This is a genomic window from Microbacterium oxydans (assembly GCF_006540085.1).
Classification (GTDB): domain Bacteria; phylum Actinomycetota; class Actinomycetes; order Actinomycetales; family Microbacteriaceae; genus Microbacterium; species Microbacterium oxydans.
Window position 1 is genome coordinate 189,006 of sequence record NZ_BJOG01000009.1, and the last position, 13,374, is coordinate 202,379.

Below are 13,374 nucleotides of genomic sequence, written 5' to 3' on the forward strand. Positions count from 1 at the left end.
CGAAATCGCGGGAGCACTGGTGCGAATCCGGGATCGGCTGTATTCTGTATACACACACTAAGACGTCGTCAGAGGCCCGTCAACCCATAGGCTGACGGGCAGGCGGCAGAAGAGGGGATGCATGGCGATCGAACGCAAGAACCTGCGCTCGCAGGTTCGGCAAGAGCTGCTGACCCGCATGCGCGCCGGACTCGTGCAGCCCGGCGAGGGCATCAATGAGGTGCAGCTCGCCACCGAGCTCGGCGTCAGCCGCACCCCGCTCCGCGAGGCGCTCATCGCCCTCGAATCCGAAGGACAGATCGAGAGCGAGAACGGCAAGGGCTTCCGCTTCGTCCCGCTCAGCGCCTCGGAGTTCCGCGACCTCGCCCCTGTGATGGCGGCCCTCGAGAGCCTCGCACTCGAGCTGAGTCCGCCCGACGAGCTGCGTCGCATCGGCGCGCAGCTCAAGGAGATGGCCGACGCCTTCGCCGACGAGCTCGTCGAGCATCAGCTCGTCATCACCAAGGACGACGAGTGGCACAGCATGATGCTGTCGGCCTGCCCGAACGCCCGCCTGCTCGCCGTGATCGACAACGTGCGCAGCTCATTCCACCGCTACGAGTCGCTCCTCGTGCCCGAAGACGTCAAGGTCGAACGCGTCGCTGCCGAGCACGCCGAGATCGCCCGGCACCTCGCCGACGGCGATATCCCTGGGGCGGTCGAAGCGCTCAAGCTCAATTGGATGCACGGCATGCAGCGCATCCTCGACAACGCCACGAGCTCTTACTTCACGGCGTAGTCCTGCTCCACCCGCACGTCCTTCTGTTCCCATCCGGACGCGACTCTTCCTCGCTCCGAGCACCCTCCGCGGAGTACCGTCTGAACCAGTACGCCTGACGCGCAGGGTCGCATCCACCGACAGGAGCAAGATCATGGCCGTGATTTCCCGAGGTTTCGGCGCTCGACGCAGGGAGAGCACCCCGGAACTCCCGCCAGGGCAGTACCTCACCGAGGACTTCCCCGTGCTCTCCGCAGGGCCGACACCGAACATCCACATGTCGGAGTGGAGCTTCGGCATCCGCAACGAGGTCGGCGAGGTCGCCTCCTGGACGTGGGATCAACTGCACGAGCTGCCCATCGAAGACGTGCACACCGATATCCACTGCGTGACGCGATGGTCGAAGCTCGGCACCTCCTGGCGCGGAGTCTCTCTCGACACGCTCTTCGAGGGGATCGACACCGCCGCCTCCTTCGCGATGGCCCATTCCTACGGCGGGTACACCACGAACATCCCCCTCGACGATCTGCTGGGCGGGCAGTCGTGGATCGCATTCGAGTTCGAGGGTGAGTCGCTCGCCCCGGAGCACGGCGGCCCCGCCCGCCTGATCGTGCCGCACCTCTACTTCTGGAAGAGCGCGAAGTGGCTCAGGGCACTCACCCTGATGGAGGAGGACGCCCCGGGCTTCTGGGAGCAGAACGGCTACAACATGCACGGCGATCCGTGGACGGAGGAACGCTATTGGTGACGGTCGGCGGCTGGCGTGAGGCGCGGGTGACGGGCGCGCACGCGGAGACCGATTCGGCCCGCACGATCCGACTCAGCGTGCCGGGCTGGCCGGGGAGCGATCCAGGACAGCACGTCGATATCCGGCTCACCGCCGAAGACGGCTACCAGGCGGTCCGCTCCTACTCGCTCGCCTCTTTCGGCGACAGCGAGACGATCGAACTCGCGGTCGACGAGATCCCCGACGGGGAGGTCTCCCCGTACCTGGTGCGGGACGTCCGCGTCGGCGATGAGCTCGAGGTGAAGGGCCCACTGGGGAGATACTTCGTGTGGCGTCCGGAGACTCCCGGTCCTGTGCAGCTCATCGCCGGCGGATCCGGCATCGTGCCGCTGATGTCGATGGTGCGGGCGGCTCAGGCCGCAGGGGCGACCGACTCGGTGAGGTTGCTCTACTCGGTGCGGGCTCCGCACGACGCCCTCTACCGCAGTGAGCTCGAGGCAGCACCCGCAGGGGCGGCAGCCGATGTGCGATGGGCGTTCACCCGTACTGCTCCTGACGGATGGGCGGGCGCTGTCGGGCGCGTCACCGAAGAGGTGCTCCGAGATGCCACCTGGCCAGCGGAACGCGCTCCCCTGGTCTTCGTGTGCGGGCCCACCGGGTTCGTCGAACATGTGGCCGACCTGCTCGTCGGCCTCGGGCATGCGCCGGAACGTGTGCGCACCGAACGATTCGGAGGAAAGTGATGGATGCTGCCGCCCCCGCACAGACCGTCGACGGAAACGCGATCGCCGGCATGCTCTGGGACCTCTTCGGCGCGGACGTCACCGCACTGGTCGGCACCTGCGGCGGATGCGGCGCGCTCGCGGCCCTCGCCGCGACCGTGGTCGAGCTGGATCGCCACGCCGCCATCGTGCGGTGCCGCACCTGCACCCGCACACTCTTCACCGTGCTGCAGTCCCCCGACGGCACGTCGATGCGCGTCGGGCTGCTGCGCGCGGTCCACTCCTCCGGTTAGCGCCCCGGGGCACCGCGCTCCCGATGATGGAGCCCGTCATCGATCTCCCGACGGGGACGGCGCAGCCAGCTTCTTCGCCAACTGGTGGTGGGCGTAGGGCGAGTCGGAGAAGGGCGCGACCGGTTCATATCCGAGTCGCTGGTAGAGCCGGTGCGCCTCGACGAGGTCGCGACGCACGGTCAGCCGGAGAGTGTGCAGGCCGCGCTCGGCACTCATCGATTCGAGTTCCTGGATCAGGGAGCGGCCGACACCACGCCCGCGCGCGGCGGGGGCGATGTACACCCGCGTGATCTCGCCTGCTCCCGGTCCGACGAATCGAACGCCTCCGCAGCCGACCGCCTGCGCGCCGTCTCGAACGACGAGCAGGAACCCGGTGTCATCCCGGAGGTCGTCGCTCGGGTCGCTCTCCATCTCCTGCTCCACCTCCGCCGCCGTGGCCGGCCGATCCCAGTACCGCCCGATGACTTCCGCGAAGAAGGACTCCAGGATCCCTCGACCTTCCGGCGAGCGCGGGTCTTCGAGCGTGATCGTGCGCGGTTCGTGCATCACAACAGCTAACCAGGCCCCGGCGTGGCGGAACGACGCCGAAGGCGCTCAGCTGAGCTGCACGGCGAGGTCGATGAAGAGCGCAGCCGACCAGCCGAACGCGGTGGTGGCCGTGCGCGCCTTCTGACCTGTGCGCGGGTTGAAGTACTCGTGCGGACCACCGCCGTGGATCACGAGCGCCACGGTCTGCTCCCGCAGCTCCCGCGCCCGCTCGGCGTAGCCCGAAGCCTCGAGCCCTTCCGCGATGAGCGTGCTCGTGTTGACCCACACCGGGCCACGCCACATGCGCTCGTCCGAGAAGTCCGGGTCAGAGGCCGCGACCGTGGGCAGACCCCAGGGCAGGCGGAAGCGTTCGGGGTCGTCGACGGCTGCGCGCAACGCCTCGGCGATCGACGTCGGCAGCGTGCCCGTGAGCAGCGGCATCAACCCGACGACGGTGTCGCTGAGCTGCACCTCCCCTCCGCCGAACGCGAGGAAGCGAGCACGCTCGGGATCCCACATGCGCAGCAGCAGCTCCTGCGTGGCCTCGGCCCGCTCGCGGAACCGCGAGACGTCGGCATCCGGCTCGTACCTCTCCAGCAGCGACGCGAGTTCCCGATCCTGGCGCACGAGGTACGCCCCGAGGTCGGGGGCCGCGGTCGGCAACGGACCGTCGAAGATCGGGCTGTCGTCGAGGCCGGAGGAGTACGGGTGACCGTACTCGGGCATCCCGTCGTGGTCGAGGTCGCTTCCCGCGAACCACCAGTCCTGCGAGCGGACGATGCGCGCCAGCTGCGTCCTCGCGTAGTCGGGGGCGTCCTCGGCCTCGAGCACCTTGCGCACCGCCCAGGCGGCGAGCGGCGGCTTCGTCAGCGGCACCGGGGCACTCGGATCGGCGATCTGCGAGCCGGCGCGACGCAGGTTGGCGCGGTCACTCTCGGGCAGATCATCGCTGGTGGCCAGCACCCCGAGCTCGTGCACCACGTCGGGCAGCTGCCCGTCGGACTGGGCGAACCGGAAGGCGAGGTCGAGCTGTTCGCGCGCGAGCTCCGGGTCGCCGTGTCGCAACCCGACGGCGATGAAGTACGCATCCCACTGCCACAGGCCGACATATCCGATCTTCGACGGGACGATCGCCCTGGCGTCGCCGAGAGAGGGCAGCTCGACGATGTTCGCCCCGAGCACCCACCAGCAGAACGCGGTCATCTCCTGCAGGTCGTCGCGGACGGTCGGGCACTTCGCGAACCAGTCGGCCCAGACCTCCTCCGTCGCGGCGAGCGCGGCAGCATGGTCGCCGGGCTCGACGACGACGGCACGATCGGCATCGATGCGGAGTCGAAGTCCGTCACCGAGCGGATGCTCATCCACACGCCCGTCCGGTCGCCGCAACCGCACCCGCAACCCGGGTTCTCCCCCGAGGCTCAGCGTCGACGGATCGGCGAACGTCAGCGTCGCCGCCGCATCACCGAACGTCACCCGCGCCGGGAGCACGTCGGTCACCGGAAGCACCGCTCCCGCGGCATCCACCACAACGAGCGCGTCCAGCACACGGCACTCCGACAGCCGCCTCTCGTACTCCGAGGTGTGCACGCGCACGCCCTCCCCGTGCTCCGCGCGGAACACGAGCACCCGTGAGCGGGGCAGTGTGAACGGGGCGGTGACGAGGTCTAGGCGACGCCCGGCGAGTGCTGCAGCATCCGTCATCATCGTCCTCCCAGTCCCGACGCAGCCATGCTGTTGAGGATCTTGCGCTGACCGATCACGAACACGATCAGCATCGGCACGGTGGCGATCGCGGAGGCCGCCATCACGAGTCCGTAGTTGACCGACCCCTGCTGGCTCTCGAACGCGTTCAGCAGCAGCGGCACCGTGAACAGGTCGGGCGAGTTCAGCAGCACCAGCGGGAACAGGAAGGCATTCCACACGTCGAGCGCCACGATGATGCTGAGGGCTGCGAGACCGGGCTTGAGGTTCGGGAGCACGACGCTCCAGAAGATGCGCCAGCGGCCGGCGCCGTCGACGATGGCCGCCTCTTCGAGCTCGCGCGGCAGCGCCAGCACGAACTGACGCATCAGGAACACCGCGAACGGGTTCGCCATGATCCCCGGCACGATCAGCGCGAGATGCGAGTCGACCCAGCCGAGGTTCGACATCAGCAGGTAGAACGGGATCAGCGTCACCTGCTTCGGGATCATCTGCGTCGCCAGGAAGACGATGAAGAGCACCTTGCTGCCGCGGAATCGGATGCGCGCGAACGCGTAGCCGGCCATCGAGGCCGTGAGCAGGGTGCCCACCACCACGAGGATCGCGATGTAGGCGCTGTTCAGGTAGGCCTGCCCGAACGGCACCGCGTTCCACGCCTCGGTGTAGTTGTCGAAGGTCCAGGGGTCTGGCAGGAACTGCAGGGGGTTCTTCAGCAGCTGCGGCAGCGTCTTGAACGAGGTCAGCAGCATCCAGATGAACGGGAACACCATCGCGATCCCGGCGATGATGAGAACGACGTGCAACGCGGTCGAACCGAGCCGGCGGCGCGCGCGATCGGCGGCAGGACCACCACGGCCACGCGAACGGTAGCCGGGCGCGGTGATCGCGACGGTGGAGTCGGTCGCCGGAGCGGGGCCGGTGAGGGGAGGCGTCTGGATGCTCATGCGGGGTCATCCTCGTAGTGGACGAACTTCTTCTGCGCGCCGAACTGCACCGCGGTGATGACGAGGGTCAGCACGAGCAGGATGATGCTCGCGGCACTGGACGGACCGAACTCGAACCGCCCGAAGCCCAGATCGAAGATGTGGTAGACGATCGTGCGGGTCGCGTTGTCGGGGCCCGCGTCCTGCACGAGCACGTAGACCGTGTCGAAGGTCTGCAGGGAGGAGATGAACGCGACGACCGACGAGAAGAACACGATCGGCGAGAGCAGCGGCAGACGGATGCTGGTGAACAACCGCCAGGGGCCGGCGCCGTCGATGCGCGCGGCCTCGATCACCGAGGGCGAGATGTTCTGCAGCCCGGCGAGGAAGATCACGACGTTGAGCCCCATCGACGACCAGATCGTGACGATGCAGACGGCCAGGAGGGCGAGCTTCGGATCCTGCAGCCAGTCGGGAGGGGTGACCCCGAAGACCTTCGAGATCGTCGTGGAGAGCAGGCCGTCGGAGCGGAACATCTGCTGCCAGATCATCGCCACGGCAACCGTCGAGGTCACCACGGGCGCGAAGAACAGGATCAGGTAGAGCGTGCGCGTCTTGAGCTTCTCGAGCGCGACCGCGACGATCACCGAGAGGCCGAGACCGATGGGGACCGTGACGATCGCGATGATGAGCGTGTTGATGATCGCTCGCCACAGCAGCGGATCCGTCAACTGGTCGGCGAAGTTCGCGAACCCCACCCACGTGAGGTCGGACAGACCGTCCCAGTCGGCGAACGCCAGCACCAGGCTGGCGGCGAACGGCAGGACGACGAACAGGCCCATGCCGATCAGCTGCGGGCCGACGAAGACGTACCCCCACCGCCAATCACGGCGGCGCCAGAGCGCCTCCTTGCGCAGGGGCGGGGCGGATGCCGCAGGGGTGACCTGCGGCATCCGCCCGTTCTCGGTGACAGTGCTCACGCCTACTTCTCCGACCGGTCCTTGACCACGTCGGCGATCGTGTCGAGGGTGGCCTGCGCGTCGGTCTTGCCCTGGTAGAGCTTCAGGAACTCGTCCGCGATCGCGGTCGGCAGGCCAGGCACGCGCGCCTCGGCGGGGTAGTCCTCGAATCCGATGTCACGCATGTCGAGGAAGGTCTGCGCATGCGCGGGGTAGTCGCCCTCGAGCACCACATCATCGGCGCCCTTGATCGACGGGACGGCATTGCCGCCGCCCTGCAGACGGAAGGTCTGCCCCTCCGCCGAGAGGAACTCGGTCCAGAACGTGAACGCGGCGTCCTTCACCTTGGTCTTGCCGTTGATGGCGAGGAAGCTGGTCGCGACTCCGGTCGGAGCGGCTTCGCCGTCGGGAGTCGGCCACTGCACGATGTCGTAGCTGTCCTGCTCGCCCGTCGCGCTCACCGTGCCGATCGTGTAGCGGCCCTGCACGAAGAAGCCGGCCTTGTGCGTCACGAACACGCTGTCGGCCCCGGCCCCGTCCGGCAGGGTGTCCGCCACGACGAAGGTGCCGTCTTCGAACAGGTCGCCGAGCTGCTGCACGGACTCGACGGTGTCGGCATCCTTGTTCGCGACGAACGCACCGGAGTCGTCGTACGGGGCGTCGAGGCCCTGTGAAGACAGCCAGCTCCAGTGCGTCGCCCAGTAGTTCCAGTACATCGTTCCCGTCAGGCCCGCGTCGTGGAGCTTCTTGTTCATCTCGAGGAACTTGTCGGTCGTCCACTCGCCGTTCTCGGCCAGGGTCGCCGGGTCCTCGGTGATGCCGGCGGCGGCGAGCGCCTGCTTGTCGTACCAGAACACGTCGGGGTTCGAGTCGTTCGGGGCGGCGTACACCTCGCCGTCGTTCTCGGCAGCGCCGAAGAGCCCGGGGAAGAAGTCGTCCTTCTTCGTCTTGCTCTCCTTCGAGTCCATCAGGTCGCTGAGCGGCATGAGCCGGTTCGAGTCGACGAACTGGCCGATCTTGTCGTCGCCCACGTAGAACACGTCGGGGGCGGTGTTGCTGGTGAGCTGAGCGAGCAGCTTGGAGTGGTAGTCGCCGTAGTCCGCCACGGGCTGCAGCTTGACCTTGATGTCGGGGTGGCGCTCCATGAAGTCCTTGTTGAACTCCTCATAGCGGGTGAGCTCGTCGGCCGTGCCCCAGGTCGACCAGACGACGGTGGCGTTGCCGTCGGCGTCGACGCCTCCACCGCCTCCTCCACCTCCACCGCTGCACGCGGCGAGTCCGAGTGCCAGAGCGCCGGCGGCCCCCAGTGCCAGAAACCGCGTCACGTTCGCACGTGCCATCTCGCTACCTCTTTCATCATTGGAAGATCAGGTCGGGAACACCCTTCGGGCGTACTGGTATTCTGTATACAGAACGCAATCCTGTCAAGGAATCGTGGTGTGGACCGGGCCATCGAGACCATCCCGTGACGAACGAGCGGGGCATGACGCAGACTGGCTCCATGACCGATCCTGATCCGCACCTGATCGACCCCGCACTCCTTCCGACACCGTTCACCGCCGCGGAGATCCGCGACGCCATCGGAAACGGCACGACGATCCACCTTCTCCTGGAAGGTCCGGATGGCCCGCTCGGCGAGCACGTCAACCGCTATCACGACGTGGACGACGAGGGTGCGACGCTGGACCGCTGGTCGGTCGAGGACCCGAAGGCAGTCGTCTCGAACCGGGTGACCTGGCTCGAACTCCAGGGCCACTCCGCGTTCGATCCCGAGACCACGAGTGTGTCGACGGTGAGCCTGACGACTCCCCTCGGCGCGCTCACCTGCCGCAGGTACGACACCGTCGACGGTGTCTTCTGGTTCTCTGTCGACCACCCCGGCATGCCGGTGCAGTTCGAATCCGACGGACTGCGCACGACAGTGCTGAGCATCGAGCGCGACTGAGACGAGGACCGCGAGGGGCGAGCGCTGCCCGCAGGGCTCTCGCGAACACAGGCCAACACGCGAGAACTGGCCGTCCTGCGTCGGAACTGCCTGTTTCGACGCGTCTGCCTGATCCCGCGCGCGGCTGACCGCGCCGGGAGTGGGACGCTCCCGAACGTCGGCACCCCGGCGTAGGGTCGCACCATGAGCAGCACAGCATCCGGAGAACGTCATGGAGTGGTCCCCTCCTATCTGCTCGCGCGTCTGGCCGAGTCTGGCCGCTTCCCGAAGGCCGCAGCTGCCGCGCGACAGACCCTGACCGCCGGGCGTCCGCCGTTCCGCGCCCGCATCGACCTGTCGATCGACGAGAACGGCGATCTCGTCGCGCAGCTGTCCGACGCCCCCAACCGCACCATCAGCGACGCGGGCAACACTCAGCAGCTGCCCGGCGCTGTCGTGCGCGACGAAGACGACGCCCCGGTCGAAGACACCGCGGTGAACGAGGCCTACGACGGACTCGGGGCCACCTTCGAGATGCTCCTGGCAGCGTTCGGTCGCAACTCCCTCGACGACGCTGGAGCCCCGCTGGATGCGACGGTGCACTACGGCGTCGACTACGACAACGCGTTCTGGGACGGCGAGCGCATGGTGTTCGGCGATGGCGACGGCGAGGTGTTCCAGCACTTCACCGGCTCGCTCACCGTCATCGGCCACGAGCTCGCCCATGGCGTGGTGCAGCACACCGCCGACCTCGAGTACCAGGGGCAGCCCGGTGCCCTGAACGAGTCGATCGCCGACGTGTTCGGCGCCCTGACCGAGCAGTACGCCCTCGGCCAGACGGCCGACCAGGCGACCTGGCTCATCGGCGCCGAGATCTTCACCGATGCGGTCGAAGGCGCGGCGCTGCGCTCGATGATCGCGCCCGGCACCGCCTACGACGACGACGAACTCGGCCGCGATCCGCAGCCCGACCACATGAGCGGCTTCGTCCGCACCACGGAAGACAACGGCGGGGTGCACATCAATTCCGGCATCCCCAACCGTGCGTTCGCCCTCTTCGCCACCGACCTCGGCGGCAACGCCTGGGAGCGCGCGGGAAGCGTCTGGTATCGCGCCCTCACCGGAGGCCTGTCGAGCACCGCGACCTTCACGCAGTTCGCCGACGCCACCGTCGCCGCAGCCACGACCATCGATGCCGCCACAGCCGCAGCCGCTCGACGGGCGTGGACGACCGTGGGAGTCTATGAGGATGAGCGAGTCCCCTCCACCGACTGACGCGCAAGTCGTCATCGCGGTGGTGCGCACGGGCGGCATCGCCGGCATCCGCCGTCAGTGGCGTGTGGAAGCGGAACCCGACGACGCCGTTGAGTGGATCGGCCTGATCGACAGCTGCCCGTGGGAGCAGGAACCGGACGGCAGCGTCGGTGCCGACCGGTTCATGTGGAGCATCCGAGCGCGCACGCCGTCCGAGAGACGCGAACGCGAGCTGCCGGACTCCGCGCTCGACGGCCCCTGGCGCGCGCTCGTCGACGCCGTGCGCGCGGCCTCCACCTGACACGCCCGGCGCGCGGCGGCATCCGATCAATCGCGTGTGAATCCGGCGCCGTCTCGGCCGCACGGGGTCACAATGGACCCCATGGGACTGTTCCAGCAGAAGCCTGAAGAAGAAGAGAACCAGTGGGTGCTGCCCTCGGAACCGCTCGAGCGCTCCGAATCGGAAGTCCTCGACACGGCACCCGTCGTCGATCCGCTGTCGATCGGACTCGGCGCAGAGACCAGCGGTGACCTGAGCTCGGTCCTTTTCCCGGTCGCCCCTCCCATGCCGGAAGCCACCGCGACCGAGAACCGGGAGCCCCAGGACGACGACACGGAGAAGGACTGACAGACCGGCCGGAGCCGCCGACCTCAGCCCCGCGCCTCACCCAGCCGCCAGTAGCCTGAGAACGTGATCCGGTCCTTCGAGACGCCACGGTCGACCAGGTGACGGCGCAGCTCCTGCACCGCGAGTCGCTCTCCGCACACCCACGCATAGTCGATCACCTCGGGCAGCGCAGCAGCCCGTACCGCCTGCTGCAGTCGCGCACCGGGCAGCTCACCCCGGCGCTCGACCCACGTGACGGCGCCCGCGAGATCCTGCTTCTCCGCGGCATCCGCGATCTCGATGAAGACATGCGTCTCCGCAGCTTCCGTCGCCTCGAGGATGCGGGCGATCGCGGGCAGTGACGACTCGTCGCCGATGATCACTCGGGCGCGGGTCTCGGGCAGTGGGGCATACAGGGCCGTGCACTCGCGGATGCCGAGGGCCGACCCGGCGCGCGCTCGTCCAGCGAATCGGGTTCCCGGGCCCTCGTCGCCGTGCACGACGAAGTCGACGTCGATCTCGCGAGCCTCGGGGCGGTGGTCGCGCAACGTGTACCAGCGCAGATCCGGCCGCTCCTCGTCGGGGATGGCCGCGACAGCCGCACGGATGTTCTCCGTCCCATCGTTCGCGGGCAGCACGAGCGGAACGCTCTCGTCGCGGGGCAGCAGCAGACCGAGGTACTCGTCCGGTCCCGCGGGCGCGTAGTCGGCGAACTCCGCCGCGGAGATGGTGAGCCGCCGCATGTGCGGGGTGAGATCGCGCACGGCCGTGACGCGGGCGGCGAAGACGCGAGCTCCGGAACGGCGAGGACGCTGTGGAGGACGGACGCGGTCGATGGTGTGCTCAGCCACGCCGAGCCCCCTCTCTCCAGAGCAGCCACAGGAAGAATGCGCCGCCGACGGTGATGGTGACGACGCCGACCGGGATCGGCGCCGGGAAGACGTTCTGCGCGAGCAGGTCGCTCGTGAGCAGCAGCAGCGCCCCCACGAGCCCCGAGGCGAGGAAGCTCGTCGCACCGGTCAGACGCCGGGCGATGTGCGGGGCGATCAGCGCGACGAACGAGATCGGCCCGGCCGTGGCGACGGCGACCGCCACGAGCAGGGTCGCGGCGACGAGCAGGATCCATCGCGCCCGCACCGTCCGCACGCCCAGTGCGGTCGAGACACTGTCGCCGAGTGCCATCATCCGCGCAGCCGGCGCCGCCCAGACGAGGAGCGGGATGATCAGGAGCAACGCGATCAGCGCAGGCAGCAGATCACCCCATCCCCGGCCCTGCAGCGATCCGATCAACCAGGTCTGCGCCGTGGTCGCGCTTGCGACGAACACCTGCGTCAGCACGTAGTCGACCACGGCCATGGCGGTGGCCGACAGCGCGACGCCGGTGAGGATCAACTGCACGCCGTGGAGCCCGGAACGCGCGGTGAACACGACGATCACGCCCGCGATCACGAGGGAACCGATGACCGCTCCGAGGGCCGCCTGCGCCAGGGATCCGCCCAGCACGAGCATCACGACCACCGCGCCGACCGAGGCACCGCTGCTGATGCCGATCACGTCGGGGCTGGCGAGCGGATTGCGGGTCAGGCTCTGGAACACGGCCCCGGCGACGGCCAGGCTCGCGCCGACGACGATCGCGACGAGGCTTCGCGGCAGGCGGCGCCCGAGGACGAAGAACTCGTCGAGTCGCTCCGGCGGGCGACCGAGGAGCGTCTCGATCAGTGCGGCCGGGGTGACGATGTACTCGCCGATCATGAGCGCGGCGACCAGCAGCACCAGCAGGACGCCGGCGAGGATGCCGCACACGAGGGCCGTGCGATGGCTGAACCGGAAGGACCAGCGCTCTCCGCGGAGGACACGGTCGTCGGACGTCAGCGCGACGGTGCGCAGGCTCATGAGATCCCCGCCGTCCGCCTGCCGACCATGAAGGCGATGAGCAGCGGGCCGCCGATCAGAGCCGTGACGATGCCGACCTGCACCTCGCCGCCTCCGCCGATCACGCGGCCGAGGGTGTCGGCCAGAAGCAGCATCGCCGGGGCCGCGAGCAGCGACAGCGGCAGCACGATGCGGAGGTCGGGTCCGACGAGGCGACGGAGCAGATGCGGGATGACGAGACCGACGAACGCGATGGGACCGGCGACCGCGGTCGCCGTGCCGCACAGCAGCGTGACGGCGAGGAGCACGAGCGCGCGCACGACACCGGGCTTCACCCCGAGGGCGATCGCGCTGTCGTCGCCGAGTGCCATCAGGTTCAGTGCGGGCCCGAGCAGCAGAGCGAGGATCACCCCGACGATGATGAAGACGACCAGCGGCAGCGCTTCTTCCACAGGTCGGGCGGTGAGGGAGCCGACTCGCCAGAAGCGGAACGCGTCGAGCACCGTCTCATCCGTCAGCACGATCGCCTGCGAGAGCCCGGCCAGGATGGCCGAGAACGCGACGCCGGCGAGGATCAGTCGCACGGGCGAACCGGAGGCGAACCGGGTGCCCGAGAACCAGAAGATCACCGCAGAAGCGAGAGCGGCTCCGGCGAGCGCGAGCCAGATCGTGCCGCCGACGCCGAGGGCGCCCAGCACGCTCATGCCCGCGACCACGCCGAACGAGGCGCCGGCGCTGACCCCCAGCATCCCGGGGTCCGCGATCGGGTTGCGGGTGAGCGCCTGCATCAGCACACCGGCAGCACCCAGCGCGACGCCGCAGATGACCGCGTTGACGGTGCGGGTCACGCGCAGCTCGCCGACGATGTTCAGGACGTTCTGGTCCCCCGTGCCGAACAGCGAGAGCACCACCTCGCCGAGGGGCACGAACCGCGCACCGACGGCGAGGCTCAATGCCAGCGAGATCGCCAGCACGGCCACGACCAGGGCGATGCCGAACCACACGGGGAAGCGGGATGCCGCGAGCGGGGCACGACGGCGCGCGACGACGACCGGTTCGGAACTCATATTTGGATAGCCTAACCAAACATCACTAGGGTTGTGAGAC

16 protein-coding genes are annotated in these 13,374 nt (G+C 68.6%); 8 read left to right on the forward strand and 8 right to left on the reverse strand.

Annotation, left to right across the window (positions count from 1 at the left end):
• The first annotated feature begins 121 nt into the window (after positions 1–121).
• From MOX01_RS17515 to MOX01_RS17530, 4 genes are all read left to right on the forward strand, one after another.
• A complete protein-coding gene (locus tag MOX01_RS17515) occupies positions 122–778 on the forward strand; it encodes a GntR family transcriptional regulator (RefSeq protein ID WP_061015407.1) in 657 nt (218 codons plus the stop codon).
• A 133-nt stretch (positions 779–911) separates the two neighbouring features.
• Positions 912–1,505: a sulfite oxidase-like oxidoreductase gene (locus MOX01_RS17520; protein ID WP_141370804.1), complete on the forward strand. Its 594-nt coding sequence runs from the start codon at positions 912–914 to the stop codon at positions 1,503–1,505.
• Positions 1,502–2,227, forward strand: a complete 726-nt coding sequence (locus MOX01_RS17525) for a ferredoxin reductase (RefSeq protein WP_141370806.1) — start codon at positions 1,502–1,504, stop codon at positions 2,225–2,227. The genes MOX01_RS17520 and MOX01_RS17525 overlap by 4 nt, the downstream gene beginning before the upstream one ends.
• Positions 2,227–2,499, forward strand: coding sequence for a DUF6510 family protein (locus MOX01_RS17530; RefSeq protein ID WP_141370808.1), 273 nt, complete (start codon positions 2,227–2,229; stop codon positions 2,497–2,499). The genes MOX01_RS17525 and MOX01_RS17530 overlap by 1 nt, the downstream gene beginning before the upstream one ends.
• A gap of 36 nt (positions 2,500–2,535) precedes the next feature.
• Here the strand turns inward: MOX01_RS17530 and MOX01_RS17535 are convergent, their stop codons facing one another.
• Genes MOX01_RS17535 through MOX01_RS17555 form a run of 5 tightly spaced genes read right to left on the reverse strand, consistent with a single transcriptional unit; the run spans position 2,536 to position 7,950 of the window.
• The gene (locus MOX01_RS17535) at positions 2,536–3,045 is read right to left on the reverse strand and encodes a GNAT family N-acetyltransferase (protein ID WP_141370810.1); all 510 of its coding nucleotides are present in this window, start codon (positions 3,043–3,045) and stop codon (positions 2,536–2,538) included.
• A gap of 48 nt (positions 3,046–3,093) precedes the next feature.
• Positions 3,094–4,731 carry an amylo-alpha-1,6-glucosidase gene (locus tag MOX01_RS17540; protein WP_141370812.1) on the reverse strand — a complete coding sequence of 546 codons (1,638 nt, stop codon included), beginning with the start codon at positions 4,729–4,731 and terminating at the stop codon, positions 3,094–3,096.
• The gene (locus MOX01_RS17545; RefSeq protein WP_082682636.1) at positions 4,728–5,672 is read right to left on the reverse strand and encodes a carbohydrate ABC transporter permease; all 945 of its coding nucleotides are present in this window, start codon (positions 5,670–5,672) and stop codon (positions 4,728–4,730) included. The genes MOX01_RS17540 and MOX01_RS17545 overlap by 4 nt, the downstream gene beginning before the upstream one ends.
• Positions 5,669–6,631 (reverse strand): carbohydrate ABC transporter permease, encoded by a 963-nt coding sequence (locus tag MOX01_RS17550; protein WP_141370814.1) that lies wholly within the window; start codon positions 6,629–6,631, stop codon positions 5,669–5,671. Before MOX01_RS17550 ends, MOX01_RS17545 begins: the two co-directional genes overlap by 4 nt.
• Positions 6,632–6,633: 2 nt before the next feature.
• Entirely contained in the window at positions 6,634–7,950 is a 1,317-nt protein-coding gene (locus MOX01_RS17555; protein WP_052748624.1) for an ABC transporter substrate-binding protein, read from the reverse strand.
• Between the two features lie 161 nt (positions 7,951–8,111).
• On the opposite strand from MOX01_RS17555, the gene MOX01_RS17560 reads away from it, so the two are divergent.
• From MOX01_RS17560 to MOX01_RS17575, 4 genes are all read left to right on the forward strand, one after another.
• Entirely contained in the window at positions 8,112–8,555 is a 444-nt protein-coding gene (locus MOX01_RS17560; RefSeq protein WP_230977981.1) for a hypothetical protein, read from the forward strand.
• Between the two features lie 183 nt (positions 8,556–8,738).
• Positions 8,739–9,809 carry a M4 family metallopeptidase gene (locus MOX01_RS17565; RefSeq protein ID WP_141370816.1) on the forward strand — a complete coding sequence of 357 codons (1,071 nt, stop codon included), beginning with the start codon at positions 8,739–8,741 and terminating at the stop codon, positions 9,807–9,809.
• On the forward strand, positions 9,784–10,089 hold the full coding sequence (locus MOX01_RS17570; RefSeq protein ID WP_141370818.1) for a protealysin inhibitor emfourin: 306 nt from the start codon (positions 9,784–9,786) through the stop codon (positions 10,087–10,089). Before MOX01_RS17565 ends, MOX01_RS17570 begins: the two co-directional genes overlap by 26 nt.
• Before the next feature lie 81 nt (positions 10,090–10,170).
• The gene (locus tag MOX01_RS17575; protein ID WP_141370820.1) at positions 10,171–10,416 is read left to right on the forward strand and encodes a hypothetical protein; all 246 of its coding nucleotides are present in this window, start codon (positions 10,171–10,173) and stop codon (positions 10,414–10,416) included.
• A 23-nt stretch (positions 10,417–10,439) separates the two neighbouring features.
• Here MOX01_RS17575 and MOX01_RS17580 read toward each other — a convergent pair whose 3' ends face one another.
• Genes MOX01_RS17580 through MOX01_RS17590 form a run of 3 tightly spaced genes read right to left on the reverse strand, consistent with a single transcriptional unit; the run spans position 10,440 to position 13,334 of the window.
• Entirely contained in the window at positions 10,440–11,246 is an 807-nt protein-coding gene (locus MOX01_RS17580; RefSeq protein ID WP_061015398.1) for a siderophore-interacting protein, read from the reverse strand.
• Positions 11,239–12,288 (reverse strand): FecCD family ABC transporter permease, encoded by a 1,050-nt coding sequence (locus MOX01_RS17585; protein ID WP_141370822.1) that lies wholly within the window; start codon positions 12,286–12,288, stop codon positions 11,239–11,241. The genes MOX01_RS17580 and MOX01_RS17585 overlap by 8 nt, the downstream gene beginning before the upstream one ends.
• Complete coding sequence (locus MOX01_RS17590; RefSeq protein ID WP_141370824.1) at positions 12,285–13,334, reverse strand: FecCD family ABC transporter permease; 1,050 nt, start codon at positions 13,332–13,334, stop codon at positions 12,285–12,287. The genes MOX01_RS17585 and MOX01_RS17590 overlap by 4 nt, the downstream gene beginning before the upstream one ends.
• Positions 13,335–13,374 lie beyond the last annotated feature (40 nt).

Bases quoted from the DNA above. Each gene is read 5' to 3' on its own strand.
- MOX01_RS17555 (WP_052748624.1), bottom strand. From the start codon at position 7,950: ATGGCACGTGCGAACGTGACGCGGTTTCTGGCACTGGGGGCCGCCGGC.
- MOX01_RS17545 (WP_082682636.1), bottom strand. From the start codon at position 5,672: ATGAGCATCCAGACGCCTCCCCTCACCGGCCCCGCTCCGGCGACCGAC.
- MOX01_RS17530 (WP_141370808.1), top strand. From the start codon at position 2,227: ATGGATGCTGCCGCCCCCGCACAGACCGTCGACGGAAACGCGATCGCC.
- MOX01_RS17515 (WP_061015407.1), top strand. From the start codon at position 122: ATGGCGATCGAACGCAAGAACCTGCGCTCGCAGGTTCGGCAAGAGCTG.
- MOX01_RS17540 (WP_141370812.1), bottom strand. From the start codon at position 4,731: ATGATGACGGATGCTGCAGCACTCGCCGGGCGTCGCCTAGACCTCGTC.
- MOX01_RS17560 (WP_230977981.1), top strand. From the start codon at position 8,112: ATGACCGATCCTGATCCGCACCTGATCGACCCCGCACTCCTTCCGACA.
- MOX01_RS17585 (WP_141370822.1), bottom strand. From the start codon at position 12,288: ATGAGCCTGCGCACCGTCGCGCTGACGTCCGACGACCGTGTCCTCCGC.
- MOX01_RS17535 (WP_141370810.1), bottom strand. From the start codon at position 3,045: ATGCACGAACCGCGCACGATCACGCTCGAAGACCCGCGCTCGCCGGAA.
- MOX01_RS17520 (WP_141370804.1), top strand. From the start codon at position 912: ATGGCCGTGATTTCCCGAGGTTTCGGCGCTCGACGCAGGGAGAGCACC.
- MOX01_RS17570 (WP_141370818.1), top strand. From the start codon at position 9,784: ATGAGCGAGTCCCCTCCACCGACTGACGCGCAAGTCGTCATCGCGGTG.
- MOX01_RS17575 (WP_141370820.1), top strand. From the start codon at position 10,171: ATGGGACTGTTCCAGCAGAAGCCTGAAGAAGAAGAGAACCAGTGGGTG.
- MOX01_RS17565 (WP_141370816.1), top strand. From the start codon at position 8,739: ATGAGCAGCACAGCATCCGGAGAACGTCATGGAGTGGTCCCCTCCTAT.
- MOX01_RS17590 (WP_141370824.1), bottom strand. From the start codon at position 13,334: ATGAGTTCCGAACCGGTCGTCGTCGCGCGCCGTCGTGCCCCGCTCGCG.